This window comes from Ruminococcus sp. RTP21359st1_H3_RTP21359_211015 (genome assembly GCF_040909065.1).
GTDB classification, from domain to species: domain Bacteria; phylum Bacillota; class Clostridia; order Oscillospirales; family Ruminococcaceae; genus Hominimerdicola; species Hominimerdicola aceti.
In genome coordinates this window covers 46,517-72,893 of the sequence record NZ_JBDGDD010000016.1, presented here as the reverse complement: position 1 = coordinate 72,893, position 26,377 = coordinate 46,517, and the positions used below count along the sequence as shown (strand labels likewise).

29 protein-coding genes and 1 pseudogene are annotated in these 26,377 nt (G+C 42.1%); 11 read left to right on the top strand and 19 right to left on the bottom strand.

Annotated elements, in window-relative coordinates; all coding sequences use genetic code 11:
* The coding region (locus AB5Z01_RS08350) for a transcription elongation factor GreA (RefSeq protein WP_368365453.1) at positions 1–332 on the bottom strand (332 nt) is incomplete at its 3' end.
* Between the two features lie 256 nt (positions 333–588).
* Here AB5Z01_RS08350 and AB5Z01_RS08345 point away from each other — a divergent pair.
* The 3 genes from AB5Z01_RS08345 to AB5Z01_RS08335 all read left to right on the top strand — a co-directional run bounded on the left by AB5Z01_RS08345 (position 589) and on the right by AB5Z01_RS08335 (position 3,725).
* Positions 589–1,929 (top strand): family 43 glycosylhydrolase, encoded by a 1,341-nt coding sequence (locus AB5Z01_RS08345; RefSeq protein ID WP_368365452.1) that lies wholly within the window; start codon positions 589–591, stop codon positions 1,927–1,929.
* Positions 1,930–1,940: 11 nt separating this feature from the next.
* Entirely contained in the window at positions 1,941–3,323 is a 1,383-nt protein-coding gene (locus AB5Z01_RS08340; protein ID WP_368365451.1) for a glycoside hydrolase family 5 protein, read from the top strand.
* A gap of 81 nt (positions 3,324–3,404) precedes the next feature.
* Complete coding sequence (locus AB5Z01_RS08335) at positions 3,405–3,725, top strand: hypothetical protein (protein WP_368365450.1); 321 nt, start codon at positions 3,405–3,407, stop codon at positions 3,723–3,725.
* 62 nt (positions 3,726–3,787) lie between these two features.
* Here the strand turns inward: AB5Z01_RS08335 and AB5Z01_RS08330 are convergent, their stop codons facing one another.
* Positions 3,788–5,761 (bottom strand): CotH kinase family protein, encoded by a 1,974-nt coding sequence (locus AB5Z01_RS08330; RefSeq protein ID WP_287216391.1) that lies wholly within the window; start codon positions 5,759–5,761, stop codon positions 3,788–3,790.
* Positions 5,762–6,012: 251 nt separating this feature from the next.
* Between AB5Z01_RS08330 and AB5Z01_RS08325 the strand changes: the two genes are divergently transcribed.
* The 3 genes from AB5Z01_RS08325 to AB5Z01_RS08315 are packed head-to-tail and all read left to right on the top strand — an operon-like array spanning position 6,013 to position 7,299.
* Positions 6,013–6,354 (top strand): helix-turn-helix domain-containing protein, encoded by a 342-nt coding sequence (locus AB5Z01_RS08325; RefSeq protein WP_332008421.1) that lies wholly within the window; start codon positions 6,013–6,015, stop codon positions 6,352–6,354.
* Complete coding sequence (locus AB5Z01_RS08320) at positions 6,351–7,034, top strand: IS3 family transposase (protein ID WP_287216388.1); 684 nt, start codon at positions 6,351–6,353, stop codon at positions 7,032–7,034. The genes AB5Z01_RS08325 and AB5Z01_RS08320 overlap by 4 nt, the downstream gene beginning before the upstream one ends.
* A 52-nt stretch (positions 7,035–7,086) precedes the next feature.
* A complete protein-coding gene (locus AB5Z01_RS08315; protein WP_022287078.1) occupies positions 7,087–7,299 on the top strand; it encodes a hypothetical protein in 213 nt (70 codons plus the stop codon).
* Between the two features lie 446 nt (positions 7,300–7,745).
* On the opposite strand, the gene AB5Z01_RS08310 is transcribed toward AB5Z01_RS08315, so the two are convergent.
* The 9 genes from AB5Z01_RS08310 to AB5Z01_RS08270 all read right to left on the bottom strand — a co-directional run bounded on the left by AB5Z01_RS08310 (position 7,746) and on the right by AB5Z01_RS08270 (position 14,684).
* Complete coding sequence (locus AB5Z01_RS08310) at positions 7,746–7,895, bottom strand: hypothetical protein (protein ID WP_181982970.1); 150 nt, start codon at positions 7,893–7,895, stop codon at positions 7,746–7,748.
* 90 nt (positions 7,896–7,985) lie between these two features.
* On the bottom strand, positions 7,986–8,840 hold the full coding sequence (locus AB5Z01_RS08305) for an ATP-binding cassette domain-containing protein (RefSeq protein WP_287215973.1): 855 nt from the start codon (positions 8,838–8,840) through the stop codon (positions 7,986–7,988).
* A gap of 14 nt (positions 8,841–8,854) precedes the next feature.
* Positions 8,855–9,949: a hypothetical protein gene (locus tag AB5Z01_RS08300; RefSeq protein ID WP_287215972.1), complete on the bottom strand. Its 1,095-nt coding sequence runs from the start codon at positions 9,947–9,949 to the stop codon at positions 8,855–8,857.
* Positions 9,949–11,148: a hypothetical protein gene (locus AB5Z01_RS08295; RefSeq protein ID WP_287215970.1), complete on the bottom strand. Its 1,200-nt coding sequence runs from the start codon at positions 11,146–11,148 to the stop codon at positions 9,949–9,951. Before AB5Z01_RS08295 ends, AB5Z01_RS08300 begins: the two co-directional genes overlap by 1 nt.
* A gap of 26 nt (positions 11,149–11,174) precedes the next feature.
* A complete protein-coding gene (locus AB5Z01_RS08290; RefSeq protein ID WP_287215968.1) occupies positions 11,175–12,377 on the bottom strand; it encodes a hypothetical protein in 1,203 nt (400 codons plus the stop codon).
* Between the two features lie 19 nt (positions 12,378–12,396).
* Positions 12,397–12,831 (bottom strand): hypothetical protein, encoded by a 435-nt coding sequence (locus AB5Z01_RS08285; protein ID WP_138338068.1) that lies wholly within the window; start codon positions 12,829–12,831, stop codon positions 12,397–12,399.
* 128 nt (positions 12,832–12,959) lie between these two features.
* The gene (locus tag AB5Z01_RS08280; protein WP_195221022.1) at positions 12,960–13,385 is read right to left on the bottom strand and encodes a hypothetical protein; all 426 of its coding nucleotides are present in this window, start codon (positions 13,383–13,385) and stop codon (positions 12,960–12,962) included.
* 107 nt (positions 13,386–13,492) lie between these two features.
* A complete protein-coding gene (locus tag AB5Z01_RS08275) occupies positions 13,493–14,170 on the bottom strand; it encodes a DUF4367 domain-containing protein (RefSeq protein ID WP_195221021.1) in 678 nt (225 codons plus the stop codon).
* Position 14,171: 1 nt separating this feature from the next.
* The gene (locus AB5Z01_RS08270) at positions 14,172–14,684 is read right to left on the bottom strand and encodes an RNA polymerase sigma factor (protein ID WP_117865872.1); all 513 of its coding nucleotides are present in this window, start codon (positions 14,682–14,684) and stop codon (positions 14,172–14,174) included.
* Positions 14,685–14,833: 149 nt separating this feature from the next.
* Here AB5Z01_RS08270 and AB5Z01_RS08265 point away from each other — a divergent pair.
* A pseudogene (locus tag AB5Z01_RS08265) lies at positions 14,834–15,040 on the top strand (transposase); the annotation flags it as partial.
* Between the two features lie 119 nt (positions 15,041–15,159).
* On the opposite strand, the gene AB5Z01_RS08260 reads toward AB5Z01_RS08265, so the two are convergent.
* Both AB5Z01_RS08260 and AB5Z01_RS08255 read right to left on the bottom strand, forming a co-directional pair.
* On the bottom strand, positions 15,160–15,927 hold the full coding sequence (locus AB5Z01_RS08260) for a type III pantothenate kinase (protein WP_022287902.1): 768 nt from the start codon (positions 15,925–15,927) through the stop codon (positions 15,160–15,162).
* A 24-nt stretch (positions 15,928–15,951) separates the two neighbouring features.
* Positions 15,952–16,575 (bottom strand): ECF transporter S component, encoded by a 624-nt coding sequence (locus AB5Z01_RS08255; RefSeq protein WP_038672095.1) that lies wholly within the window; start codon positions 16,573–16,575, stop codon positions 15,952–15,954.
* Positions 16,576–17,042: 467 nt separating this feature from the next.
* Here AB5Z01_RS08255 and AB5Z01_RS08250 point away from each other — a divergent pair, with 467 nt between their 5' ends.
* Entirely contained in the window at positions 17,043–18,257 is a 1,215-nt protein-coding gene (locus AB5Z01_RS08250) for an iron-containing alcohol dehydrogenase (protein ID WP_038672093.1), read from the top strand.
* Between the two features lie 170 nt (positions 18,258–18,427).
* A complete protein-coding gene (locus AB5Z01_RS08245; RefSeq protein ID WP_302343015.1) occupies positions 18,428–18,994 on the top strand; it encodes a GNAT family N-acetyltransferase in 567 nt (188 codons plus the stop codon).
* A gap of 65 nt (positions 18,995–19,059) precedes the next feature.
* Here the strand turns inward: AB5Z01_RS08245 and radA are convergent, their stop codons facing one another.
* The 6 genes from radA to AB5Z01_RS08215 form a co-directional block, all read right to left on the bottom strand.
* Entirely contained in the window at positions 19,060–20,433 is a 1,374-nt protein-coding gene (gene radA, locus AB5Z01_RS08240) for a DNA repair protein RadA (RefSeq protein ID WP_287215964.1), read from the bottom strand.
* Positions 20,434–20,565: 132 nt separating this feature from the next.
* Positions 20,566–21,429 carry a stage 0 sporulation family protein gene (locus AB5Z01_RS08235; protein WP_117876576.1) on the bottom strand — a complete coding sequence of 288 codons (864 nt, stop codon included), beginning with the start codon at positions 21,427–21,429 and terminating at the stop codon, positions 20,566–20,568.
* 41 nt (positions 21,430–21,470) lie between these two features.
* Positions 21,471–22,466: a hypothetical protein gene (locus tag AB5Z01_RS08230; protein ID WP_256320734.1), complete on the bottom strand. Its 996-nt coding sequence runs from the start codon at positions 22,464–22,466 to the stop codon at positions 21,471–21,473.
* 34 nt (positions 22,467–22,500) lie between these two features.
* On the bottom strand, positions 22,501–22,824 hold the full coding sequence (locus AB5Z01_RS08225) for a cyclic-di-AMP receptor (protein ID WP_022287895.1): 324 nt from the start codon (positions 22,822–22,824) through the stop codon (positions 22,501–22,503).
* Between the two features lie 55 nt (positions 22,825–22,879).
* Positions 22,880–24,211 (bottom strand): aminotransferase class I/II-fold pyridoxal phosphate-dependent enzyme, encoded by a 1,332-nt coding sequence (locus tag AB5Z01_RS08220; protein ID WP_256320735.1) that lies wholly within the window; start codon positions 24,209–24,211, stop codon positions 22,880–22,882.
* A 2-nt stretch (positions 24,212–24,213) separates the two neighbouring features.
* Complete coding sequence (locus AB5Z01_RS08215; protein ID WP_117938688.1) at positions 24,214–24,528, bottom strand: sigma factor-like helix-turn-helix DNA-binding protein; 315 nt, start codon at positions 24,526–24,528, stop codon at positions 24,214–24,216.
* 366 nt (positions 24,529–24,894) lie between these two features.
* On the opposite strand from AB5Z01_RS08215, the gene AB5Z01_RS08210 reads away from it, so the two are divergent.
* Both AB5Z01_RS08210 and AB5Z01_RS08205 read left to right on the top strand, forming a co-directional pair.
* Complete coding sequence (locus AB5Z01_RS08210) at positions 24,895–25,122, top strand: DUF896 domain-containing protein (protein WP_117864732.1); 228 nt, start codon at positions 24,895–24,897, stop codon at positions 25,120–25,122.
* Complete coding sequence (locus tag AB5Z01_RS08205) at positions 25,119–26,105, top strand: YafY family protein (protein ID WP_022287891.1); 987 nt, start codon at positions 25,119–25,121, stop codon at positions 26,103–26,105. Before AB5Z01_RS08210 ends, AB5Z01_RS08205 begins: the two co-directional genes overlap by 4 nt.
* The last annotated feature ends 272 nt before the right edge of the window (positions 26,106–26,377 follow it).

Genomic DNA, 26,377 nt, shown 5'->3' with positions numbered 1-26,377 from the left:
GAACCTACTATCTGAAGATCCTCGATCTCGTCAAGCTCGATATCCTTTATCTTTATGATAGAGCCTACGCCTATCTCGTTTACAGAAATATCATCGTCCTCAACGACAGTTGCGTTTGAAATGAGAAGCTCTAACTCATTGATCTTTGATTCAAGGATAGCCTGCTCGTTCTTAGCTTCGTCGTACTCAGCATTCTCGGAAAGGTCTCCGAAAGAACGTGCTTCTTTAAGCTTCTGAGCGACTTCACGTCTTTTTACTGTAATAAGGTATTCAAGTTCCTCCTGCAATTTAGCATAACCTGCTTTTGAAACAGTCTTAGAAATAGCTGCCATAATTAAACACTCCTATATCAATATAATTTTATACGGGTACTATCAACTTAATATTATACACGATTTGCCCTCTTTTGTCAAGGTCGGAAGCCGTCGCAAACGGGCTTTTTTGCACCTTTGGACAGTCTGCACGTTTTTACATTTTGCACAAATTTTCACCTCTGACAGCGTGTTAGGATATTGAAAATAATAATAGTATGATTTATAATTATCTTATGATAAAACAAGTTATGAAAAAACATAGGAGGAAATTTTCATGCCAAACCCAATTTTGCCTGCATGGGAGTATATCCCTGACGGCGAGCCGAGAGTTTTCGGCGATAGAGTTTATCTTTATGGCTCACATGACAGAGCCGCTCAAAGCGACTTTTGCGACTATAAACTGAAAGTCTGGTCTGCACCACTTGATGACCTTAACAATTGGGTCTGCCACGGACATAGCTTCCATACCCGTGATGACCGTGACCATAAGTCCGATACCGAGGGAATGACCGACCGCAAGCTGTTCGCTCCGGACGTTATAGAAAAAGACGGCAGGTATTATCTCTATGCCTATATAGTCGGCTCAAAGGGCGTTGTTGGCGTGTCCGATAAGCCCGAAGGTCCTTTCAAGCTCCTTTCCCAGTATAAATATGACCCTGAGGACGCAGGCGATGACGGCATTTATAATGATGCAGGCGTGCTTGTTGATGATGACGGCAGAGTGTATATTTATTACGGCTTCACAGAATCTAACTTCAACGAGATAGACCCTGCGGATATGCATACCATTAAAAAGGGAAGCTACAAAAGAGCGGTCATTGATGACAGCGACAACGCACCGCAGGAACAGCGCTTCTTCGAGGCAAGCTCCCCGAGGAAAATCGGATATACATACTATCTTATATATTCCCCATGTGTAGGAAGCAGGCTTGCCTATGCAACCTCAGATAAACCACAAGGTCCGTTCAAATATCGTGGATATATAATAGACAACGGCGTTGATTATCCGGGGGGAAATGACCACGGCTCAGTGTGTAACATAAATGGTCAGTGGTATATTTTCTATCACAGAATGACAAACAATACCATAATGTCAAGACGTGCCTGCGTTGAGAAAATAGAGATTCTCCCTGACGGAACGATACCGACAGTGGAAATGACCTCGCTTGGCTTTGAAGACAGCCTTGACCCTTTCAAGCCTTATCCTGCGGATATAGCCTGCGTGCTGAAAGGCGGCTGTTTTATCACCGAAAAGGATATCTTCACAAGAAGTATCGTGAACATCACAGAGGGCAATGTTATAGGCTATAAGTATTTTGATTTTGGCGAGGACTTTTCCTCAAAGACCATGAAGATAGCCCTGAAAGTCAGGGGTATGGGAACTGTCGCAAAGGTGGCGGTCTATGCTGATGACTATGAGAACAGCGAGCCTGTAGGCTATGTTGATATTGGCACAGGTGACGGAGTTTACACAGGAGTAATCAAGTCCCTCACAGGCAGACATTCTATCTATTTTGTGCCTACAGCTTTTTCAGATGAGCTTGCCGATTGGATAGCAGATTATTTCAAAAACAAGCCGCTTTTTGAACTTGAAGAATTTGTATTTATGAAATAGGAGGAAATGACATGGAAAAGTTTAGACTTATCCCACTTCTTACTGCGGCGGTCATGGGCTGTACTGCACTGCTTGCAGGCTGTGGAAAGGGAAGCGACAGCTCATCAAAGGCAGAGGAGGGCGCAAAGACCTCTGATGACGGAAGCATAAATAAAGACCTTACCGCAACCGAGCTTGCAAGACTTCTGGGCAACGGCACAAACCTTGGAAACACAATGGAAGCATACGGTCATAAAAGCTATTCTGCAGACACCGACCCTGAAAGCTTTGAAACTTTCTGGGGTCAGCCTGTCACAACGGAAGAAATGATAAAGGGCATGAAAGCAAGCGGCTTTGACTCTCTCCGTGTGCCTGTGGCATGGACAAACGCAATGGAGTATGAAAAAGGCGATTACACCATAAATGAAGCCTATCTCGACAGAGTGGAGGAGATAATAAACTACGCTTTGGATAATGATATGTATGTTATCATAAACGACCACTGGGACGGAAGCTGGTGGGGAATGTTCGGTTCTTCTGAGCAGAGCGACGTTGACAAGGCGTTTGAAATGTATAAGTCCATGTGGACGCAGATAGCGAACAGATATAAAAAATACTCCGACAGACTTATATTTGAGGGTGCAAACGAAGAGCTTGGTGACAGACTCAATGACACAGACGTGTGCAAAAACTCAGGCTCGCTTTCAAAAGCCGAGTGCTATGAAATGGCCAACAAGATAAATCAGACCTTTGTTGACACTGTCCGTGCAACAGGCGGAAACAACGAACAGCGTTTTCTTCTTATCGCAGGCTACAATACCGATATCACAATGACCTGCTCAAACAAGTTCCAAATGCCAACTGATACCGCAAAGGATAAGCTCCTGCTTTCTGTTCATTATTATACCCCTTGGGATTATTGCGGAACAAAGGGTCGCTCAGATTGGGGAACAAAGACAGACTATGAGGAGCAGAACAGACTTTTCAAGAACATGACAAAGTATTCCGAGCAGGGCTATGGCATAATAATAGGCGAGTATGCAGTGCTTACAAACGGCGGTGACCTAAAGAAAGGCACTGACAAGTTTATTGACAACCTCCTTGACAACTGTGACGCCTATGGCTTTGCACCATTCCTTTGGGATTGCAGTGATTTCTTCTCACGTTCAGAACTTAAAATGCGTGATGAAACTGTGGCAAAGATATTTGATGAAAGACGCCGTGATAACCAGTCTTCGATGACAGTGGAGGAGGAAAGAGCCGCTGCTGTAAAGAAGCTTGATGAAACTCTTGCGGCTGCACCTGAAAAGCTAACAGATGATACCGCACCGCAGGCTGACGAGAATACAGCGGTGGCATGGATAATGTATCAGAGTGCAGATTTTTCCGTATGCTACAGCGTTGGTGACGAGTAAGACCCAGTTTCAAAGAGCGACGGAGTTATCGCAGAAAACGCAGTTATAGACGGTGAGGGAACTTACACAGTAAGCCTTGATATGTCATCAAACAACGCCAACGGCATTGCATTCTCGGCTTTGGGTATCGCAAACGGTGAGAAGCTTTATCCGAACTATATCGCAACTATTGACGAGATAAAGATAAACGGCGAAGCTGTTGAAACCATAGCGGAGGGCTACACCACATCTGACGACCAGCTTTGCACAAGAGTGAATCTTGTGAACCAGTGGGTATCCGCACCGCCTGAGGATTCAAGAATAGCAGGCGGTGACCTTTCAAAGGCTTCTCCAACAATACTTGACTATGCAGGAAAGATAAACACCCTTGAAATAACATTCACATACGCTCCTGCGGTATAAAATAAGCAATATAAAAACGGCAGTTCAGCATATGCTGTTCTGCCGTTTTGGTTTGTGAAATATCAGAACTGTGAATTAGTCCAGTCCACAATACTTTGGATAGACTTATCACGCTTGTTGATAAACGCCCTTATGCAATCAGATGAAGCATATCCTCCATGAAGCGCTTCTTCAGCCGAGCCTGTTTCTGGGTATCTTGCAAAGAACTGCTCATAAAGAGGGGAATATATGCTCTCAAATTCTGCGAGCCTATCAAGTGCCTTTCCTTTTTCAAACGTACCCTCAGACATCTTTAAAAGCCTGTCATTGAAATCGTTCCTGAAATCTTCGTTTGACATAAGATAAGCAAAACTCAGAACCGCAGGATTTTTCGTGTCCGTGTCAAGCAGTCCCTTTGGCTTGTAGTTATCCTCTTTCATGGTGTTCGTCCATGCGTCGCCCTCACCGCTCACTCCGCCGAACTCAACGTCATAGAACATGAAACGCCACCTGCCGTCTGCATATTCGTTGGAACTGTCTGTGCTCTGCACCTTCCACATTGACCAGTTTTTGCCCGGCCAATCCCACTTGTTGTTTATCCAAACCTCTGCAAGAAAATAATCTCTCACACTGTCCGTGTCAACAAGCTTTGAGAACTCCTCATAATCTGCCTGTGCGGATAAGTCTTTGTGAGAAACGAAGAAATCTGTAAGCTCCTTGAAGAAATATCCCTCGTCTGTTTCTCCCTCCGGAAGCTTGCCCTCGTCAAGCTTGTAGCCGCTCTGATAGGTTTCTGCGTCGCCTTTGTAGACCACCACATCGTCTTTGTTCACACCGTAGTGGCTTTCAAAATAATTGTCGGAATAGTCCTCCTCCAGCACATAAAGTCCCCAGTATTCGCCATTCAGATAAACAACGCATGGACGTGAAGCCTTTGTTGAGCCGTCAAGCTCTGTCATAAGACTCTGCCAATAGGTGTCATTGAATTTTGCCGTAAAAGCACAATTTCCACCTGCGCGAAGAGTAAGCGTCTTAAAGCTGTCGATAGTTTCATCAGATGCGTTTTTCAGCCCCTCAAAGACCTCATACTTAAACTTCTTTTCACCATATTTCTTTCTGGCATAAAGCCTGAATCCCTTTTGCAGGTCGGAGCGTGAATAGTTTCCCTGTATCCTTATGCCGCAATCCTGTGACAAAGCGGTCGTCACATTTCCCTCGGCTGAAATCTCGTTAAGCTCGATGTGACAATCACGTTCCCATTCCTTGCCACGCTGTTTGTAGTTTGCGTCAAGCTGCCTTGCAGTTTCGTTTTCTATGCTTTCTCCGCTGGATTTATAGTCTTCAAGTGCCTTGTTGAAAATATCTCCCTTGACGTAAATGCCGATCTTGCTGTCGAAAAGGTCAGCGTAGTCCATTGTGATGTTCATTACCGCAAGGTCATGCCCAGCCGCTTCACAGCTTTCTTTAAGTCCTTTTATATGCTCCTCTGCGCTTCCTATGTAAAAGCTGCCTGAGAAGCTTTGTGAAACGCTTCCGTCGCTTTTTTCGCTTGATGCTCTTATAACAGTGCATTTGTCCACCGCATTGTCAGAAGGTGCTTTTTTGTTGCACCAGAAATCCCCCTCGCCAAAGCTGAACTCATTGAAATTTCCCGATATCATTTCCGTCGGCACGGCTGAGACCACATTAGGGTCATTGCTTCTGTCTTTTATCTCGATAGGGGCAGTGTATTCTTCTCTCGTGGCAGAGGTCCTAGGGTCTGTGCCGTCAGTGGTGTAGTATATCTTCTCGCCCTCGTTTGCGGTAAGCTCAAGGCTGAAACCGCTGTCATAAAAGCCGCTTTCCTGCGAAAAGCCTACCACGCTGTCATTGAGGTCAAATTCAGGCTTGTCTGTTTCAGGTTCGGTGGTGGTATTATCATAGTCTGAAACACTGCTGTCCGCTTTGCCGGAGCTTTCAGCCGCTTTTGATGAAGCCTGTGAACCGTCCACACCCTTTGAACAGCCAGACAGCATAAGCAATGCGGCCATAAGGCATAATATTTTTTTTGCGTTCATATATTTCCTGCTTTCTGTTTTATGTAAACGTTTTACTTTGCACATATGATTGTACCATAACAAAGTCCCGGAAGCAATAGAAACGCTCCATTTTCAGCATTTGCAACTGTTTTAAGCTTGTTTGTTTGTCTATTATGGATATAAAAAGCGACATAAAAAAGCGTCGGATAAATGAAATGCTCCCCTTTTGTTAGACAATGTGGTATAATAGAAATATACCAATAAAAAATCTAACAAAAGGGGGCATTTTTATGCCAAAAGGAAAGCCAAACAAAAGATACACACCGGAATTCAAAATCAAAGTAGTGGAAACAATGCACAGAGAAAAGTTAAGCTATCGTGAAACTGCACGTCAATTTGACATATGCGATCACGATAGAGTAGCAGCATGGGAACGAATCTATATCGAAGAAGGAGCGGAGGGACTTTACGCAGAACGCAGAGGAAGGAAATCCACAGGGCGACCTCCGAAAATTAAGAAAGAAGAAGATCTGATTGCAGAAGTACAGCGTCTTCGTGCGGAGAATGCATACTTAAAAAAATTGAATGCCTTGGTTGCCGAGCGGGTACGGCAAGAGAAAAAGCACGAGTGATATGGGAACTGAGGCATGAACATAAGATAGGGCTGCTCATTGAGATTGCTGATATTCCCCGCAGTACCTACTACTATTACAGTAAGCAATTTGATAATCCAAAGCCGGATCGGTATGCTGAAATCAAAACTGAAATACGCCGCATTTACGATGAAAGTAAAGGCCGTTACGGATATCGGAGAATCACCAAAGAATTGAAGAAGAAATTTGTTGTCAATCACAAGACAGTACAGAAACTGATGCGTAAAATGGGCATATTTTGCCGTGTTCGTATGCACAAGTACAACTCATACAAGGGTGATGTCGGCAGAATCGCACCGAATCTTCTGGAACGGAATTTCAAAGCAGATCAGCCAAATCAAAAGTGGGTAACTGACGTTACTGAATTTGCTTTGTTTGGAATTAAGCTGTATCTGTCACCGATCATTGATCTATATAATGGCGAAGTGATTTCATACAATCTAAGCCGTCATCCGAATTTGAATCAGGTAACGGATATGCTTGAGAAAGCATTTACAAAAATACCGGACAACACAAATCTGATTCTTCATTCAGACCAAGGCTGGCAGTATCAACACAAGCACTATCAGAAAATGCTGAAAGAGAAAGGCATCAGGCAGAGTATGTCCCGAAAGGGGGGCTATTTCAACTTCCGTGTTGATAAATGTAAACTTTTTTAGAAAGTATGATATAATATAGTATTGCATTAAATAAAAAAAGAGGGTGTAAAACTTGATCGATCTTGATGATTTTTGGTATATAGTCAGGTCGCAACATTATACCAAAAGAGAAATGGAAATAATATATGGCAATTTGGAATACGTTCCGCCAAAGCAAATAGATAAACTTTGGGATAAGGCTGTAGACAAATGGGGCGATTGGCAAGCTGCACAGCATATAGCTAAGAAATATGATGATGACGGATATCTTCGCAAGAAGGAATAGCATAAACAAAAATAAGCTGCTACAGAAAAAAATCTGTGGCAGCTTATTCTATTCAGAACAGTCCTAATTTTAACCTATCAATATCAGCTCCTGATATCTGTTTGTACGAATCCATAAGATTTTGAATCATATTTAATGACGAGCGGGTCGAAGGACCAGTTACATAGTGTATTGTCGGCGAAAATTTATTATACGAAAAAATGGCTTTGATTTTATAGGCTTGACCATAAAGAACCTTTCCTCTTAGAATTTCAAATGAATAACCTTTCCCGTCTCTTAAAATATGCCTAAATGGTTTTGTTAATGATAATTGCTGTATCTTGCACCTAAGTCTGTTAGTCATTTTTGAGCAAAGATCAAGTGTATTGAATCTGTCAACAAAAATACTTCCACAGTCTTTGCACAAATGTTTGTGACCTCTTATCTTAAGAGCTGTATAATGTTCATTATTTAGTGCATATCTTTGTTTCAATTTTAGGCGAAACAACAAAAAGATAATCACACTCATCTGCATTTTCACGCAGTTCAAGTATATCAAATTCATCAAGACAAAGCATATTTTGGTTGTGGTTTATAAGCATATTATATCCTTTCATTACAAATTTTTTCGCAGAGGACAAAGTCTAATTACTGAAGATAAGAGGCAACTATCGTTCAGAGTAGACATCATTATCTGAATTATCTCCTCACTCAAACACTCCCCCGTTAAGCTGTCCGCAGAAATAAAGATCATTCATAGTCGGCTCGCTCATAACAGCGTTAGGGGTGGGCTTTGTCTTTGAGATAGTCTTCGACTTCGTATCCTCATAATAAATGTTCTCGATAGGCAGCAGACCAATGTCCGCTTTCGGAATATTCCAAACCATACCCCTTATGTGCTCAAAAAGCACATCGGGGCTGTCATTTGCAATAACTGAGCCTTTATTCAAAATGATAAGATCGTCTGTTATAGTGTCGATGTCGGAAACGATGTGTGTTGAGATTATTATAATGCTTGTTTCTTTGAGCTTCACCATTATCCGCTTGAACTGCTCACGCTCAAATGGGTCAAGACCTGCGGAGGGCTCGTCAAAAATCAGTATCTCGGGGGAGTTAAGGATAGTCTGTGCAATGGCAAGGCGCTGTTTCATTCCGCCAGAAAATGACTTTATCTTGTCATCAAGATTTTCAGACAGATTCACAAGCCCCAGCACACGTCTTATCTCGTCCTCAATAAGCGGCTCAGGCATTCCTTTTAACAGAGCCGAAAATCTGAGAAATTCATGGGCGGTGTAGCTTGGATAAAATGGCTGATACTGAAACTGAAAGCTCAGCTTTTCACGATATTTCTCGCCCATTTCAAAAACGTCCTGCCCGTCAAGGGTCACGCTGCCGCCCGACTTTTTTATCACGCCCGATATGCAGTTCATTATGGTGGTCTTGCCTGCGCCGTTTGGTCCAAGCAAAGCGTTTATGCCCGTATGAAATTCGCAGGTTATGCCCTTGAGCACCTGCTTTTTGCCGTATCTTTTGGATAAGTTTTCTACTCTTAAAACGCTCATATCATCACCACTCCTTATCGGTCAAAGCTTTTTTCATAATATCCGCTGTATCTCCATGCAGTCAGTCCGCTCAAAATCGCTGCAAGATATATGAATACAGCTACCGCTTCCGAACAATCAAAAGCCCTCATATAGTCAAGGTTGTTAAGCTGCCCATTTACGCTTGTGACAGCCGCAAACATATAAGGCGAAAGTGCTCCCACATAATGTGCGGCGGCGGACATGACCGCTATCAGCCCAGAGGTCAGCATAACATATTTTTTCACAGAGCGCACTTGCTTTGCCACAAGCACGAAAATGCCGTAGGTTATAAAAAGCGACATAAGCCTTGTGACATATAGCCATATTATTGTACCTCTAACAGTTAGCATTAAAGGCGCAAGGTCAAATTGCCACACGCTTTGTAAAGATGAGGTGCTGTACTCGCTCTGATGTAATGTTCCGCTTATAATAAGGTCTGCAAAAAAGCTCAGTGTGAACATTATAAATATCGCCACTGATAAAATTATCTCCCGTGACTTAAAAAACGCTGACGAATTTTTAGATATCCTTATCTGCTGATCCATTCGTTTTTCGTAACTGTCCGCAACAAAAACACCCACAAGCAACAGCACAAATATCGGCATAATATCTACCGCCCGCAATTCGAGAAATTTCAAAAACGGCTCGTCATTTATCACCTGTGGAGTTGGAAATGCAGCGTAAAGTCGGCTGTTTTTCACAAGGTCGGTAGGTATATTAGCGTCTGTAAGACCCCTGCCTGTGCGAGCATAGCTTCTGATGCTTTCGACCATAAAACAACTGCGAAGCTCTGTTTTATATTTGTTCACGGCGGCTGTAATGTTATTATTATAACCGCTTGCGTAACTTCTCATCTCATATTCCGTTATGTATTCGTCACACTGTTCAAGGGTCTTATCTGCGGAATTTTCTATAAGTTCATTGTATATCTCCGCCGTTTCTTTGTTCATATATACAAGGTTATTAGAAGCGTTAAAGCTACGATACACAGCAAATTTAACGGAAGCTGAAAAAATTATCACTATGACAAAAAGCAGCCAGAATTTCTTTATGAGCCGTGAAGTCTGATAACTATACATACTTTTCATTATCCCACCTGCCTTTCAGCAAGGAGATATGTCCCTGCGACAAAAAATGCGGTCATGATGAATATGATAGCAAAATAAACAACGTATTCTCGTGCAGGTATTCCCCAGAAATTCATATAACCTGTGTCATTGAGCATATTGGTGTAATTGCCTGTTAAAATGTCAACGGCAGGATTGGAAAGACTTGTGGTTTTCAGATATAATGGTACAAATATTGGCACAAGACAGACAGCTCCTGCAAGTATGGTCTTTCTGCAAAGCATTGAAAGAAACATAACAATACTTGCGGTGAAAAGCGCATAAACAAGTTTTGCGGCAAATACTGCAACTAGATATCCGCCAAAGCTCATATTCGCCGAACTTAGTTCAAAACCGCTCAGATATTGCAATGGCATATCAAGTTTAAAGCCGTTTGTATCGTAAATAAAAAGAGTTATAATATCCACAGTGTAAATTATCAAAACAAGAATTATTACAGCAACAAAGCCGGTACAAAGCTTGAAAAGTGAGAATTTCCTCACGCCCGTTTTGGTTATTCCAAAGCTTTTTATCCTGCCGCTTTGTATCTCTGATGAAAAAATGCTGAAAAGAAGCAAATAAACGCCGAACGGTATCAAAATTTCCGATGACATATAGTTTTCAAAGCCGTCAGCGGCTCTGGTGTCAATGATCTTATCAGATTTTTCAAGCGCTATTATAACGGAATCATAGTCTTCTATAAGTTTGTTTGACAGCTTTAAAGAATACTCATCAGTAACGCCACGTCTTGCATTTCGGCTGTAACCTCGCACACGCTCGGAAATGAGCTTCAAAGCATTTTGCTGGGAATATAGCTCTCCCTCAATAAGAGAAAACATACTGTCAAGTCCTGCGCCTGCTTGTGAATTTTTCTGAGAGAAATCTATTATCTTTTCCTCAAGTTCCACAGGCAATTCAGCCTGCTTTACACCGCCTGTGTTGTGGTTATTCTGATAGTCGTTTATCTCGTTGTTAAGAGCGTTTTGCTCATCAGCAAGCTTTTGAGCGTCTTGGCTTACAGTTTCCGAGCCGCCTTTAAGATAGGTCATGTATTTTTCGCCATAAGCATAAGAAGGTCTGAGTACAGATATCAAAAAGGCGCAGGAAAGCAAAGCCAGCAATAAGCTTATCAAAGCTGACTTCGCCATATCTTTTCTTATCATAAATCTGAGAAGTTTCAAATCGTCACACCTCAAATATCAAGTTCCTACATTCCTGCCTGTATCTCCGCATATGTATCATAATCCCATTCGCCGTTTGAAATAAACTTGTGCAGTTTAAAATCTTTATCCACAAGATAAGCGGCTGTATCAGCGTCGGGATCATAGGTCGAAAGCAGGAAATAATCCTCACAGTTATTGAATACTGTCATATAGTCGATATACTCATAGCCGTAAAAATACTTTTCATTGAGCTTAGCATCATCAATTATCTTCTGCGGTTTATTATCGTTATCAAGATAATAAAGCACATACTGATACATTTTGCCATTATCATTTGGCTCACGAACAAGCACTATCATAGTGTTATTGAAATACTGAAAATATCTTACAAAAGATTTGTCTTTAAAAGTGCAAACTGTGTCACTTTTTTCATTATCCTCGTTATACCTATACAGCTTGTTTTCGCCATTAGAGTAATACACATCTCCGTCGGCCGGATAATACATATACGGCGTATTTTCGCTTATCTGAGAGCCAACATCAATGCCTGTATCCTTGACGTTCTGAGGGTCTGAAAGTGGAGCTATAAATAGGCGGACTGTATCCGTCTTTGGGCAAAGCCTTGTAAAATAAAGCTTGCCGTCGCTTATGTAATAGGTATTGGCTTTTGTTATCTCGCTTTTGTCAGAGTTTTTGAGAGCGTATTTATATAGCGAATAGCCTGTGCTGAATCCGTTCTCGTCGGTCTCGCTCTTTTTGTATTTGCCCTCAACAAAATAGATATCTCCGTCTTTGTCCATAGACATACAGCCTAATATGCTGTCCTTTGGTGCAGAATACACTTCCGTGACTTCACCGCTGTTGTAATCCACTGTGACAATGCTGTAATCTTCTTTTTGCGTAGCAGAATTATACACTGACCTTACAGCGTATATAACGCCGTCATATATGGTATAGCAGGACAAGTTTGAATACTCTTGAAGCTTGACCTTTATCATTGCAAGGCTGTCGGATTCGATATCATATTCTGCAATGCCGTCATAGGTTTTGTAATACACAAAATTGTTTGCAAATGCAGTAGAAGAAGCTTCAGGACACAAAAGGTTTGTGGGAGAAGCAGAAAGTTCTTGTTGACCCTTTTCAGAAGAAACCGCCTTATCGGATTTTGTGCCAAGAGAAATGAAAAGTGTAACTGCAACTGCGGCAATTATAACTGCGGCTGTTGCGATAATAATTTTAGTTTTCATAATTCACACTCAAGTTCTATTATTGACTATCAACGGAAAGCGTTGTGCTGTAATTTCCGTGTATATTATTTTCATAGATATGCACGGTTTTTACAGTTTTGGACGTTTTGCATCCTGATAACTGAAATTTATGTTCTACTTTTCCGCTAAGTGTAGATGATGAGCCGCAACCATTCCCACCAACAGAAACACTTGCATAAATATAGCCTGCGTATGCACAATTAGGATTGTACACATTATTGTTATTGCTGGATGTTCTTGACCAAGCTTGACCAGCTACAGTTGAATTAGCTCTTGAACCTGTAACATAGCAGGAGATGTATGCGTTTGATCCGGAGCCACCTGTTGCCCTTCCATACTTTGCGGCTGAGTACGCACTAGCCCCAATAGCCATAGAACTCATCATCATAACAGCAGCACCCATAGCTACGATCCTCTTAACGATCTTTTTCATATTAAACGTCCTTTCTTATTATAACATCCAAATATTTGAATGTCAATGTTTTGTTTTTTGATTTTGGATTATATAAATTTTATTACTGCATTGGAATCACCTGTCCTTTCTGTGCACAGCCTATTATTTTAGCAGGACACTGTTTTGCTGTAAATAGTTATGGTCTCATAGGCAGAGCCATTATAGACCTTAGCAACTGTCTTTACACGATAAGTACCGCTGCTTAAAGACTCTTTGGAATTTGAATAAATCGCATACCAACTGTTGAATGTTTTTGTCCAACTACTGTATTTATTCCATGAAGATCCATTTTTCTTCTGAAGTGTTTGAGTTATAACGATTTTAGTAGTTGTACCTGAAATACCACGTACAGTGGATTTACAAGTTGCAGCCTTGTTGGAGATTGACAATGTACCTGATATTTTATCTGTGTATAAATAACAAACAGAAATGTCATCGTCAGAAGGCGTTTGCAGTTCGGGTTCGGCAAAAGCTGTAAGTGACAGACATAGCACAATAACAACTGATATAATTGTCGATATCACTTTTTTCATATATGTAAGTTCCTCCTTTCACAAAAAAATAGGTGCAAGAGATTTATTTTCTCCTACACCTAACTATGACAATGAAAATTGTTTGTTTGTGATATGTTTTTATTAATTTAATTTGTTTTTGTGGATTCACACAATTCCAACACAGATTGTTTGTCTAAGTTGCTGCATATTTCAAAAATATATTTACCATTGTCCCATATAAATGTATGATCATGATCTGTATTATGAACTAGATACTCTTGTCCGTTTTCATCTTTATATGATTCAAATGTTGACTGTTCATTATCATAATTACTAAGATATGCATCTTTTGTGTATTGTTCAAAAAAGATATAATCATCATCCTTGAAGTATGTTATTATAATTGAATTTTCCATTTTATCATAGTCGACTTGTTTAAATCCATTTGGAAGTGAAGATATATGATATTCCTCGTCAATCGAATGCGGATATGAATTCTCAATTTCACTGTCTGCTGTAATCTCCGTATGGTCTGAAAAAATATTCATAAAGAAATTACAAACTGCCTCTCTCACAGCTTTTACGCTAAGCGAAGAAAATGATAGGATCAACAATGCTGTAACAAAACAAGCAACACGTCTGCCGATCGTGCATATAAGAGTAAAATAGGGCTTTTCTCTGTGTTTTATAAGTTTGTTTATTTTTTTATTGTACTTTTCCGAAAATTCATATCGTTTGTCTACTTCAAGAGTTTCAACATAATCATCCAATCTGGCATCTACGACTTCATCGAGAGCTTTTGAAAAATATGAAAAATTATTCATGTTATAAATCACCCTTTTCAAGTAATATCTTCAATCTGTTTTTGGCATACTGCAGACGTTTTCTTGCTGTGGCAGATGTAATGCCAAGCGTTTTTGAGATTTCAGAATATTCAAGTCCACACGAAAACTTTAAATAAAGAATCTCTTGATCGTCAACTTTCAGTTTCTTTATGCAACCTTTCAAAAATTCAAATTCGTAACATGACATATTTTCATTTACAAAATAAGAATCATCATCGTAGGAAACCGTCATTAAATTTTCTTTTTCCTTTTTAGATATATTCTTTGCCATGTTCCTACTAGTTATGACAATGTAATAATCCAATTTGTGATATTCTAAATGTTTAATTTTTTGAAAACATTTAGCCAACGATAAAAAAGTGTCAGAAGTTGATTCCTCAGCAAGTTGTTCATTTTTTAATATATTCAAGGATATTGCATGAACTTTATTTTTGTATTTATTATACAGCTTTTCAAAAGCCTTTTTATCTTTTTCATCATCTATCAATGCCATACACACACCAAGCATTTTATCACATCCTATATATTTTATAATGTATCAAGTATAGCATTATTTATGTATAAATTCAAGGAGGGTGTTTTGTAGAAGTAAAATCTTGTTGATTGTGAAATTTTTGTTAACATCAACACGGAAGTTGAAATAGCCGAAAGGGGAACTGTCTTGACAATGCCTGTGCCGAGAATTTCTTCGGCTTGCTGAAAACAGAGCTTCTCTATTTGCAGGAATTTCATTCTGTCGAGCATTTTATTCAAGAGCTTCATGAATACATAGAATGGTACAACAACAAACGCATCAAGCTTAAGCTTAATGGTCTATCTCCTATAGATTTCAGACAGGAAGCTGCATAACAAAAGCGACCAAGATTCCTCTTAGTCGCTTTGCATAAATTTTCTTTTGAATCTTTGTCTAACTTTTTGGGGTCAGTTCAAAACTACCCGACGCTTTGTGTATTGTATTGTATTTTAAATTATTGTTTGTTTTTATTGTAGATTATCATAAGCCCTTTGAGCAGAAGCTCATCGTCAATGACGATGTCACGCTTGCAGTAAGGAACTATTATCTTTGCCACACCGCCTGTGGAAACCACAGTGCATTTTTCACCAAGCTCGTTTTCTATCCTCTCTATAACGCCGTCAATGCTTGCGGCGTTGCTATGGATTATACCGCTCTTCATACAGTCGATAGTATTAGTGCCTATGACCTTTTTAGGCGGCACAAGGCTGATGAAAGGAAGCTGTGAAGCCTTGCCCGAAAGCGAGTCGAGGGAAGTTCTGAGTCCCGGTATTATCATTCCGCCTATGAAATTCTTTTCCTTGTCTATTACTGATATGGTAGTAGCAGTGCCCATATCTATCATTATGATAGGCACAGGGTAGAGGTTTATCGCCGCAACTGCGTCTGCAACTCTGTCGCTTCCAAGCTGTGCGGGATTGTCGAGATTTATCTTAAGACCCGTCTTTATTCCAGGCCCTACCACCATGATACGCTTTTTGATAAGCCTCTCCATTGCCTCTTTCATCGTGAGGGTAACAGACGGCACGACTGATGAGATTATGCCGCCCCTGAAATCTGACATATCTATAGAATGTATCTCAAGAATGTTCTTGAGCATTATGGCATATTCAAGTGCCGTGGACTGCTGATTTGTAGAAAGTCTTTCAACAAAAAGTATCCTGTCGCTTTCAAAACAGCCCATTACTATGTTAGTGTTTCCTATATCGACCGCTAAAACCATTTGTATGTTATCCTTTCGGTGAATTTATGCCTGCGCTTTGTTTTTGCTGGGTATGAACCTTGCCTTATAAAGTGCAGCACCCACTGTACCTGTAACAAATGTACATACAGCCATTTCGACCAGAGCGTTTATGCCTACAAAGGTGCAGATGAATACTATGATATTCTTTCCGCCCATAAGCTCTTTTACATAATCAGTGTTGCCGAAAAGCAAAACAAGCGCACTCATAAAGAACGCAGTGTTCAAAAACGCAGTAAAAAAGCCCGTAACAGCATATGAAACATAATTGTTTGTTACCTTGCTCATGCCTTTTGCAATAAATCCTACGATAATGCCGTCAAGAAGTCTTGGTACAAATCGCTGAACGAAAGCCAGGACCGGATCGATCGCAACAAGTGCTGCACCCATTCCGCTTGGCACGCCTATTCCGAAGCACTGCAAAAAGCTGAGCAGTCCGAAAACTCCTCCAATGACTGCACTTCCCACAGGGCCTACCGTTACAGCCGCTATGGCAATAGGAATTACGTTGAGAGTAATTACCAGCGGTCCGATAGGTATAGAACCGATAGGAGTGAACGAGAAGATCATTGTGAGAGCTGTCATCAATCCCAGTATCACCAATGATTTTGTGTTGACCTTTGTTTTCATATTAAATTTCCTCCTTGTTATTATTCCTCCATCATGGGAGGATACAATACAATACCAATATATTATAGCACATTTTTTCGCATATTTCCATAGCTTAAGCAAATTTTTTATGAATTTTTTTATCTTCATAAACAGGAATATCTCCGCACTTACAAATGTATAATTTATTAACAAAAGAAAACGAAATAAGCACTGCAAAATTCCATATAGTGCAAACAAAATCGTGATTTTTCATGTAATTGTGATATTTTTTTCACCTGTTTTACACATTCATATGTACATTTAGCTGTATGCACATACTTATATATGCTATGTAAAAGTTAATAATTAATAGAGTATTCATAGATTATGTTAGAATAGTTCATTGACATTTTGTATAATTAAAGGCAAGCAAAGAGAGAATTTGTGTGAGATTTACACAAACCTCTTTGAACACATTATTACATTACATATAGGAGGAATTAGAAATGAGATTTACATTACCAAGAGACCTTTATCACGGCAAGGGAGCATTGGAGAACCTTAAAACACTGAAAGGTAAGAAAGCTATCATCGTAGTCGGCGGCGGCTCAATGAAGAGAAACGGTTTTCTCCAGAAAGCAGAAGCTTATCTGAAAGAGGCCGGTATGGAAGTTAAGCTTCTTGAGGGCGTAGAGCCAGACCCTTCTGTAACAACAGTTATGAACGGTGCAAAGGTCATGCTCGAATTTGAGCCTGATTGGATCGTAGCAATGGGCGGCGGCTCACCTATCGATGCTGCAAAGGCTATGTGGATCAAGTATGAGTATCCTGACTGCACATTTGAAGATATGTGTAAGGTATTCGGTATCCCTGAGCTGAGAAAGAAAGCACACTTCTGTGCAATTTCTTCAACATCAGGCACAGCTACTGAGGTAACAGCATTCTCTATCATCACAGATTATGACAAGGGTATCAAGTATCCTATCGCTGACTTTGAGATCACACCAGATGTAGCTATTGTTGACCCTGACCTTGCTGAAACAATGCCACAGAAGCTGACAGCTCATACAGGTATGGACGCTTTGACACACGCTATCGAAGCTTATGTTTCAACAGCAAACTGTGCATATACAGATCCGCTTGCTATCCACGCTATCGAAATGATCCAGAAGGATCTCATTGATTCTTACAACGGCAATATGGGCGCAAGAGATAGAATGCACGACGCTCAGTGTCTTGCAGGTATGGCATTCTCAAACGCTCTGCTTGGTATCGTTCACTCAATGGCTCATAAGACAGGCGCAGCTTTCGCTGACTATGGCGCACACATTATCCACGGTGCAGCTAATGCAATGTATCTGCCAAAGGTAATCGCATTCAATGCTAAGGACGAAACAGCTAAGAAGAGATATGGCGTTATCGCTGATTATATGCACCTGGGTGGTTCAAACGATGACGAGAAGGTAAAGCTCCTCATCGAGTATGTAAGAGGCATGAATGACAAGCTCAACATTCCTCACTGCATCAAGAACTATGGTACAGACAGCTATCCATGTGAGCAGGGATTCGTTCCAGAGAACGTATTCCTTGAAAGACTCCCTGAGATCGCTAAGAACGCTATCGCAGACGCTTGCACAGGTTCTAACCCACGTCAGCCTTCACAGGAAGAAATGGAAAAGCTCCTCAAGTGCTGCTACTACGATACAGAAGTTGATTTCTAATTCTCCAGATTATAGAACAGAGAGCGTCCCGAACTTGTTTCGGGGCGTTTTCTGCTTTTTTGTGTATTTCGCTTAAAAACACTTGATTTTTGCTAGGTTTTATGTTATAATTTTAGTAGACTTGGGAATTTTTATTATATAAGCAGGGGAGAGTGTTTATTTTGCAGGATATGGACTATTATTTTTCTCATTTTCCTGTGCTGGAAACAGAAAGACTCATACTCAGGGCGAAGACCGCTGCTGACGCAGAGGATATGAAAACCTATATGGCTGACGAGAACCTTTACAAATATTGGGGCAGAAACATGACAAGGCAGGAAAGAGAGCCGTCGCTTTTTTTCGGACGCACTCTTAACAACGGCAAAAAGGATCATATAAGCTGGGGGATAGAGCTAAAGAAAAATCATAGGTTGGCAGGGGAGGTAAATCTCTTCAATATCGAGAATGACAGACAGGCAATGATAGGCTATCGTATCTCGGCGGCGTATCAGAACATGGGCTTTGTCACCGAGGCTCTCAGGCGTGTGATCAGATTTTGCTTTGAGGAAACAGGCGTTCAAAGGCTTGAAGCTGAGGTCATGACGGTGAACGTGGCGTCAAACAGAGTAATGGAAAAATGCGGCTTTACCTGTGAGGGAACAAAGCGTCAGGCAAAGTTTGTGAACATCTACACAGACTTCAATATCTATGGGCTTCTCAGAAGCGATATTATGGGAGAGCGTGCGGCTTCTACATAAGACAGAAAAATAACGGGCGGAAGATTTGGTCTTCCGTCCGTTTTGTGTTGTTCTGTATCAGCTTATCAGCCTATAGCTTTGAACGCCTCTCTTATTGAGCGCACACCGATTATTTTCATTGAAAACTTGCTTGTGTCAACGCTTTTCAGCGAATGTGCAGGAACGATGCAAGTTTCAAAGCCCATTCGTTCGCACTCCGCAAGGCGCTGTTCACAGTGGGAAATGCTCCTAAGCTCTCCGCCTAAGCCTATCTCACCAAGGGCGATAAGCTTGTCGCTTATTACCTTGTCCGTCAGCCCCGAATAAAGCGCCAACGCCACCGATAGGTCAGCCGCAGTGTCATCAAGCTTTAATCCGCCTACAATGTTGATATAAACGTCCAGCCCACCGAAAAAATAGCCAAGCCGCTTTTCAAGCACAGCTATTATTATCGCCATTCTGTAGTAGTCAAAGCCCGTGGCAGTACGTCTTGGGGAGGCAAGCACGCTCTTGCACACAAGTGCCTGGACTTCCGCCATAACAGGTCTTGTGCCCTCCATTATGCAGGCAACGCAAGTTCCCGAAGCGTCTGTCGGTCTGCCCTCCAAAAACATCATAGAGGGATTTTCAACTTCCAGCAAACCGCTGTCAGCCATTTCAAACATACCTATCTCATTCGTTGAGCCAAAACGGTTTTTTATGGCTCGCAGTATCCTGTATGTAAGATTTCGCTGACCCTCAAAATACAGCACGCAGTCAACAATGTGTTCCATGACCTTTGGTCCTGCAATAGCGCCGTCCTTGTTGACGTGACCAACTATGAACATTGGTATCTCTTCCGACTTTGCTGTGCGCATGAACATATTTGTACATTCTCTTACCTGCGTCACAGACCCCTGCGCTGAGGATATCCCGCTTATGTTCATGGTCTGGATAGAGTCGATTATGACTATCTCAGGCTTTTCTTTTACTATCACAGAGCATATCTGCTCGCAGTCATTGTCTGCAAGAAGATACAGATTTTCAGAATCAACATGAAGCCTGTTTGCACGAAGCTTTATCTGCCGTACAGACTCCTCTCCAGATACATAAAGTATGGTGTGGTCTTGTCCTAAATACTGACATATCTGCAAAAGCATTGTGGATTTTCCTATGCCCGGTTCACCGCCCAGAAGCACCAGAGAGCCTTTCACAAGCCCTCCTCCAAGCACTCTATCTAGCTCTTTCAGCCCCGTTGCATAACGTGTCTCGTTGTAGCTTGCGTCAACGTCGTCTATGCCAACTATCTTGTCGGAAATATCCCTGACAGTCGTGGGCTTAGACTTTGCACCGCCCGTCCTGACCGCAAGCTCGACCTCCTCAAAGGTGTTCCATTCACCGCAGTTAGGGCATTTGCCGTTCCATTTTGAAGTTTCATATCCGCATTGACTGCACACATACGAAGTTTTCACCTTTGCCATATGGTCGTTCCTTTCTGCATATTTATCTGATGATTTGCTGATATATAAAAATGCTGCGCCGATTTTGTGTAGGGGCTGGCGCTCACGACAGCCCGTTTATGCTGCGGTGATCGCTCGTGCAAAGCGCTGAAATTACTTGCCCTCAAGCCCCTTGAGAGCCTTTATCTCGTCACGGTCGAGCCTTATAACAGAATCCTTTATTACCTCAATATCGTCTTTCTTCACCACAACAACATTGTCGTTTTTATCCATTTTAACTCTCAGCTTGCCTGTGAGCAGATTTACTTCCTCAACAACGCCCTTTCCGTCAGCCGTTCTTACGATAGCGCCCACCTTTGGTGTGTGCTTGAGAAGATCCTCATAGCTGTCCTGCTCGTATTTCAGACAGCACATAAGTCTTCCGCAAGTGCCTGAGATCTTTGTAGGGTTAAGTGACAAGCCCTGCTCCTTAGCCATTTTAATAGAAACAGGCTGGAACTCTCCCAAAAATCTTGAACAGCAGAAAGGCTGTCCGCAGATGCCAAGACCACCAAGCATTTTTGCCTCGTCACGAACGCCTATCTGACGAAGCTCTATCCTCGTTCTGAATACCGCCGCAAGGTCTTTTACAAGCTCACGGAAGTCAACTCTGCTCTCGGCGGTAAAATAGAAAAGAAGCTTGTTGTTGTCAAAAGTACATTCAACGTCGATAAGATTCATTTTCAGCTTGTGAGCGGCTATCTTCTGCTCGCATATCTTGAAAGCGTCCTTTTCCTTTTGTCTGTTTTTTTCGATAGTTTTCATATCGTTAGGGGTGGCAAGCCTTATAATACCTTTTACGGGGTTTGTGAATCTTGTTTCGTCTATTTCCCTGTCCACAAGCGCAACTTCACCACATTCAACGCCCCTTGCGGTCTCAACGATAACTTTGTCGCCCATTTTCACGTCATAGTCTTTTGGGTCGAAGTAGTATATCTTGCCAACGCTTTTAAAGCGTACTCCGATTATTTTTAACATCTCTTTTTCCTTTCAAATATATATCACGGCTTTGCCGTCAGCTACTTTCTTGTGACAGAATATATCTGTCCTGCCAGACTGTTTATAGTCAGGCTTATGTTGCAGTTTGCGTCTATCCTGCCTATGTAGTCAGAAACTATATCGTAAAGCCTGACCGCCTGATCTGAGGAAAGGCTTCTGCTGAGCGTCTTTGCACCCTCTTTCGCACAGCTCACAGACTTTTCACTTTCTCCCCCGAGCCTGAATGCCGCACTGTCACGGAGTATCTCCTGAAAAAGGCTCAGCCCCTCTCTCAGCAACGTTTTTTTGCCGTCTGCCGCAAATAGCGTTTTCAAAACGTCATATTCGTTTCCGCCGCACATTGCGTCGCACAGACCTCTTGCAAGCTTCACGCTGTCAAAAAACTGGGAGTGTTCAAGATACTCGACACATCTGCCGATATTTCCACGCCCTGCTGAAACAGCTTCGCTTATGAGCGCAGGGGCAACGGCAGGATATTTCTCCTGCAAACACGCCATGCTCTCCGCCTCCGTGACAGAGGTCATGCCAAGGGAAAGCACTCGTGAGATTATGGTAGGCAGAAAAATTTCCTTGCTCCTTGCCGTAAGTATTATAGCGGTATGCTCAGGCGGCTCTTCAATGACTTTAAGCAGAATGTTCTGCACCTGAATAACAGTGTTCACCGACAAGTCAAGGTCAGGAATTATGTATACTTTCATTCTCGCCTCGTTCGGTGCAACTGGAGCTTCCGCAACTATAGGTCTGATAGAATCGTCAACGATGTAGTTGCCGTTGCTGTTTGCCTTTGCCACCATAACGTCAGGGTGAGCTCCGTCGGCTATCATTCTGCAAGTTCTGCAAATGCCGCAAGGCTCGCCTGTCTGACGTTCGCACAAGAGTGCCGCCGCTATCCAGCGTGCAAGGGTCTTTTTACCAAGCCCCTTTTCTCCGTGTATCATTATGGAGTGCGGCTCTCGTTTCTTTTTTATCATCTCAGATACGAGCCTGCGAGGCTCGCTGTTTCCGTATATTATCAAGCCCTCAGACCCCTTTCTGAAAATTTTCTATCCCTTAGACTTTCTCGAAACGCTCGATATCAGTAACGAAAATAGTTGCGCCGCCGATAGCCACCTCGACAGGATATGAAGCCGCACCGTCAGGCTCCATGATAGTTGATGACGGAACGAACTGCTTTCTTTTCTTTGAATACTTTTTGCAGACCTCTATAACAAGGTCTACCTGCTCATCAGGGCAGCAGATAAGAAAGGTGGTGTTTCCTGACATAAGAAAACCGCCTGTTGAAGAAAGCTTTGTGGCTCTTATGCCGGCTTTCAGAAGTCCTTTATTTACAGCGTAGGTATCATCGCTGTTTACGATAGCATAGACAAGTTTCATGATTTTGCCTCCTGTTATTTTGATGTAATAATAGCTTTTTTAGCTACACCTTATATTATAGCACATTTATGCGTTCAATTCCATAGTTTTTCAAAATTTTTATTACCTGCGGTGTTATCTCCTCACCACTCACTGCCACAGGCACAGAGGGCTGACAGCTTGTGACGGTCATTCCACATATAAGACCGCAGGCGTCCTCCACGTTTACGGTGTGCTGAGCCGAAAAAGCCGCCTGTCTTATACCCATGCGTTTTATCCCTTTGGGTATAGCGGGTAAGTCACCGAAAAGCCTTATCCTAGGCTGTTTTATCTCTGAAAACGCCTTTTCAAGTTTCAAAAAGTCCTCCTCGCTGTTGAAAGGCGACGGCATAAGCACAACATATTGTGTGTCGCTGTATTCAGGCTCGATGCCATATTCCCTCAGCCTGTCTGCAAGGTCGTCACCTGTGATACCGCTTTTGTATGCGGCAATGGTTATCTTCATAGGCTCTTCGCCTATGGTATGCCAGCCGAAAGCTGTTATCCTATCTTTGCAGACTTTTACCCTTTCCACAGTGCGTTCAAGGTCACGAGGAAAATCACCATTCACATAGTCAGCGCAAAGGTCAAGGCTCTCCATTATAAGATAAGAGGGGCTTGTTGAGCCGAACATTGACATTATCTCTTTGGCGCAATCATCATAATTCGCAGGGGCGTGATTTGAAATATGAAGCATTGCTCCCCCTGTGTAGCATGGAAGCGTTTTGTGAGCAGAGTCACAGCACATATCAGCCCCCAAGTCCATTGGGTGCAGGCTCTCAGGGAGAAACTTCAGATAAGCTCCGTGAGCGTTGTCGCAAAGAAGAGGTACACCGTATTTTCTGCAAACCTCGCTCATGCCCTTTATGTCACTGAGATCGCCAAGATAGTCAGGTGAGGTCACATAAACGCAATCTGCCTTTGTCCTTGACAGCACCTTCTCAACGTCCTCGGGAGTGACACTTCCTGCGCATATAGACGTAAACTCGCCCTTTGGATATATCCACTCCACGTCAATGTCAAGGAGTATGCAGGCATTTATAAATGCCTTGTGGACGTTTCTTGGTGCGGCAACAGTTATCTTTTTTCCTTGCCCACTGCGACATACTATGCCAAGCATTGCCTTTATGCAAAGGCTCGACCCCTCTGCAGAGTAAAAAGTCCGCCTGCTGCCATAGGCTTCTGCCATTTTGGCTTCGCTCTGTGCGATGATCCCCTCGGCTTCAAAAAGATAGTCCGCACCCTTTATTTCAGTGATGTCAAGAGCCTCAAGACCGTGAAATTTCTGCCCTTTGTGACCAGGCATATGAAACCTCGCTATGCCTGACTTTGCATATTCTCTAACGAATTTATTCACAGGTGCGTTCAATGCTATCTCCCTTTCAGTGCGCTTTTGAGCATGGCAGGCTTCATGCCGCAGGATATCCGCTTTCTTGCAAGCCCTATAGTCCTGGATACTGTGGATTTTGAAACACCCTCTGCGTCGGCTATCTCCTGCATTGTCATGCCCTTTGTATAATACATTATTATATAACATTTCTGCCGTTTCGTCAAATTTTCCCGCACTATCTCACGCATGAGCCTGTTTTCCACCGCCATGGCAGGGTCAACAGGCTCTTTTTCTTTTGCTTGAGGGCTTGGGATATAATTCTGTGTAAGCTCGTATGATACCTTTGTGTGCTGCATAAAAATCCTTTCTTTATCTTTTTTCGATGTTTTCTGACCATTTTTTTACCCACTATATATTGTGGGCAAATTTTTGGACAAACACAATTTTCAAAATTCTTGTTTAATTTGTGGGAAATTAAACGGACTGTTTGTGCATTTTACCATTGCAATTTAAAGAAATATGTGTTATAATGTATCTGCAAATTTGTTTGAGGGTGTTTTGTTGGACTTATAAATATAAATAAAGAAAAAAGCCGATATGAACATCTTTTGAATGAAAAGGGCGGTATTGTGTAAGCTGCCCGTTCTATTTTGAGCCGAATACTGCGGATAAAAATAAAAACACGGGGCAGTGTGAGGCTTTAAGGAGAAGTGTAAAAATTTATGGAGAAAGTAAAGCTTAACAGATTGTCTGAGCTTACTGCTATTGCGAGAAAAAGAGAGCTTACCGCAGAGGAGAAGTCTGAGCGTGAGGCTTTGAGAAATGAGTATCGCAGAAGCGTTATAGCTAACCTGACAGGTCAGCTTGAAGCCACGACGATCATTGAGCCGGACGGCTCAAGAATTAAGGTTTCGGATATGAAACGCAGCGGGGAGGATAAAATAAAGTGACAGGAGTTTCCAGACAGAAACAGAAGCTTTTGACCATGAAAAAGCTTTTTGAGACCAAGACAGACGAAAAGCACACCATTACAGGAAACAGGCTTATCGAGATCCTGGGCGACTACGGCATAAAAGCTGAGCGTAAGACTATCTATGACGATATCAAGACCCTCTGCGACAGCGGAATGGATATTGAGATAACTAAGGACGGTCACTCCAACGCTTATTATCTTGCTCAAAGGCTGTTTCAGGACGAGGAGCTGTATGTTCTTGCAGATGCAGTTGCTTCAAGCAGGTTTCTTACACAGAAGAAATCGAAGGAGCTGTTAAAGAAGATACAATCACTTACATCTGAACACAAGGCAAAGGATCTGCGCCGAATGGTCTATGTGTCAAACAGGACAAAGACCTTCAATGAGCAGATATACTATGCTATAAACAGCATACAAGAGGGCATTTTCAGCGGTTTGGAGATACACTTCAAGTATTACGAATACACCGTTGAAAAACGCAAACAGCTTCGCCACGGCGGCGAGGTGTATACGGTTTCACCGTATTCTCTGGTTTGGGAAAACGACAACTATTACCTTGTGTGCTATTGCGAAAAGCATGAAAAGATATGCCGCTACAGAGTTGACAGAATGACTCAGGTCACTGTTACAGATATCCCCAGGAGGGAGCTTTCCGAGGAGGAGAAGACAGAGGTCACAAATCGTCAGACTATCTACGGAATGTACGGCGGCGAGCTTATGACGTTGCAATTACAGTTTGACAATAAGCTCATAGATGTTGTAATGGATCGTTTTGGTGAGAAAACCATATGTCACAAAAATTCCGACAATACCTTCTATATAAATGAGGAGGTACAGGTCGCACCAACATTCTGGGGCTGGCTTTTCCAGTTCGGCTCACAGGCAAAGGTGCTTGGACCTGAAAGGGCAGTGGAAATGGCAAAGGACGCTATTTCAGATATTGCCGATTGCTACAAATAAAAATTTGGACAAGGATAAAAGAGCCGAGATATAAATAGGCGAACGTCTGCTGTAAAAGGCAGGCGTTTTTTTATTTGGATATACTACATCACTATTGATTATAGCACATATGTTCGATATTGTCAAGGGGTAATGTAAAATTTCTGTAAGATGTGGGCAAAAAGTTGACAGCACAGGGGCGAATATGTTATAATATTTACACAAGCAAAGGCGCTTTGAGTAGAAGATACCCAAAGCGCTATTTTTATAATAAGGTAAAAAGGGGTGATAAG

Excerpts from the sequence above, each read along its gene's own strand:
- AB5Z01_RS08345 (WP_368365452.1), top strand. The coding sequence starts at position 589 with ATGCCAAACCCAATTTTGCCTGCATGGGAGTATATCCCTGACGGCGAG.
- AB5Z01_RS08340 (WP_368365451.1), top strand. The coding sequence starts at position 1,941 with ATGGAAAAGTTTAGACTTATCCCACTTCTTACTGCGGCGGTCATGGGC.
- AB5Z01_RS08335 (WP_368365450.1), top strand. The coding sequence starts at position 3,405 with ATGTCATCAAACAACGCCAACGGCATTGCATTCTCGGCTTTGGGTATC.
- AB5Z01_RS08330 (WP_287216391.1), bottom strand. The coding sequence starts at position 5,761 with ATGAACGCAAAAAAAATATTATGCCTTATGGCCGCATTGCTTATGCTG.
- AB5Z01_RS08325 (WP_332008421.1), top strand. The coding sequence starts at position 6,013 with ATGCCAAAAGGAAAGCCAAACAAAAGATACACACCGGAATTCAAAATC.
- AB5Z01_RS08310 (WP_181982970.1), bottom strand. The coding sequence starts at position 7,895 with ATGAAAGGATATAATATGCTTATAAACCACAACCAAAATATGCTTTGT.
- AB5Z01_RS08305 (WP_287215973.1), bottom strand. The coding sequence starts at position 8,840 with ATGAGCGTTTTAAGAGTAGAAAACTTATCCAAAAGATACGGCAAAAAG.
- AB5Z01_RS08300 (WP_287215972.1), bottom strand. The coding sequence starts at position 9,949 with ATGAAAAGTATGTATAGTTATCAGACTTCACGGCTCATAAAGAAATTC.
- AB5Z01_RS08290 (WP_287215968.1), bottom strand. The coding sequence starts at position 12,377 with ATGAAAACTAAAATTATTATCGCAACAGCCGCAGTTATAATTGCCGCA.
- AB5Z01_RS08285 (WP_138338068.1), bottom strand. The coding sequence starts at position 12,831 with ATGAAAAAGATCGTTAAGAGGATCGTAGCTATGGGTGCTGCTGTTATG.
- AB5Z01_RS08280 (WP_195221022.1), bottom strand. The coding sequence starts at position 13,385 with ATGAAAAAAGTGATATCGACAATTATATCAGTTGTTATTGTGCTATGT.
- AB5Z01_RS08275 (WP_195221021.1), bottom strand. The coding sequence starts at position 14,170 with ATGAATAATTTTTCATATTTTTCAAAAGCTCTCGATGAAGTCGTAGAT.
- AB5Z01_RS08270 (WP_117865872.1), bottom strand. The coding sequence starts at position 14,684 with ATGGCATTGATAGATGATGAAAAAGATAAAAAGGCTTTTGAAAAGCTG.
- AB5Z01_RS08260 (WP_022287902.1), bottom strand. The coding sequence starts at position 15,927 with ATGGTTTTAGCGGTCGATATAGGAAACACTAACATAGTAATGGGCTGT.
- AB5Z01_RS08255 (WP_038672095.1), bottom strand. The coding sequence starts at position 16,575 with ATGAAAACAAAGGTCAACACAAAATCATTGGTGATACTGGGATTGATG.
- AB5Z01_RS08250 (WP_038672093.1), top strand. The coding sequence starts at position 17,043 with ATGAGATTTACATTACCAAGAGACCTTTATCACGGCAAGGGAGCATTG.
- AB5Z01_RS08245 (WP_302343015.1), top strand. The coding sequence starts at position 18,428 with ATGGACTATTATTTTTCTCATTTTCCTGTGCTGGAAACAGAAAGACTC.
- radA (WP_287215964.1), bottom strand. The coding sequence starts at position 20,433 with ATGGCAAAGGTGAAAACTTCGTATGTGTGCAGTCAATGCGGATATGAA.
- AB5Z01_RS08235 (WP_117876576.1), bottom strand. The coding sequence starts at position 21,429 with ATGTTAAAAATAATCGGAGTACGCTTTAAAAGCGTTGGCAAGATATAC.
- AB5Z01_RS08225 (WP_022287895.1), bottom strand. The coding sequence starts at position 22,824 with ATGAAACTTGTCTATGCTATCGTAAACAGCGATGATACCTACGCTGTA.
- AB5Z01_RS08215 (WP_117938688.1), bottom strand. The coding sequence starts at position 24,528 with ATGCAGCACACAAAGGTATCATACGAGCTTACACAGAATTATATCCCA.
- AB5Z01_RS08210 (WP_117864732.1), top strand. The coding sequence starts at position 24,895 with ATGGAGAAAGTAAAGCTTAACAGATTGTCTGAGCTTACTGCTATTGCG.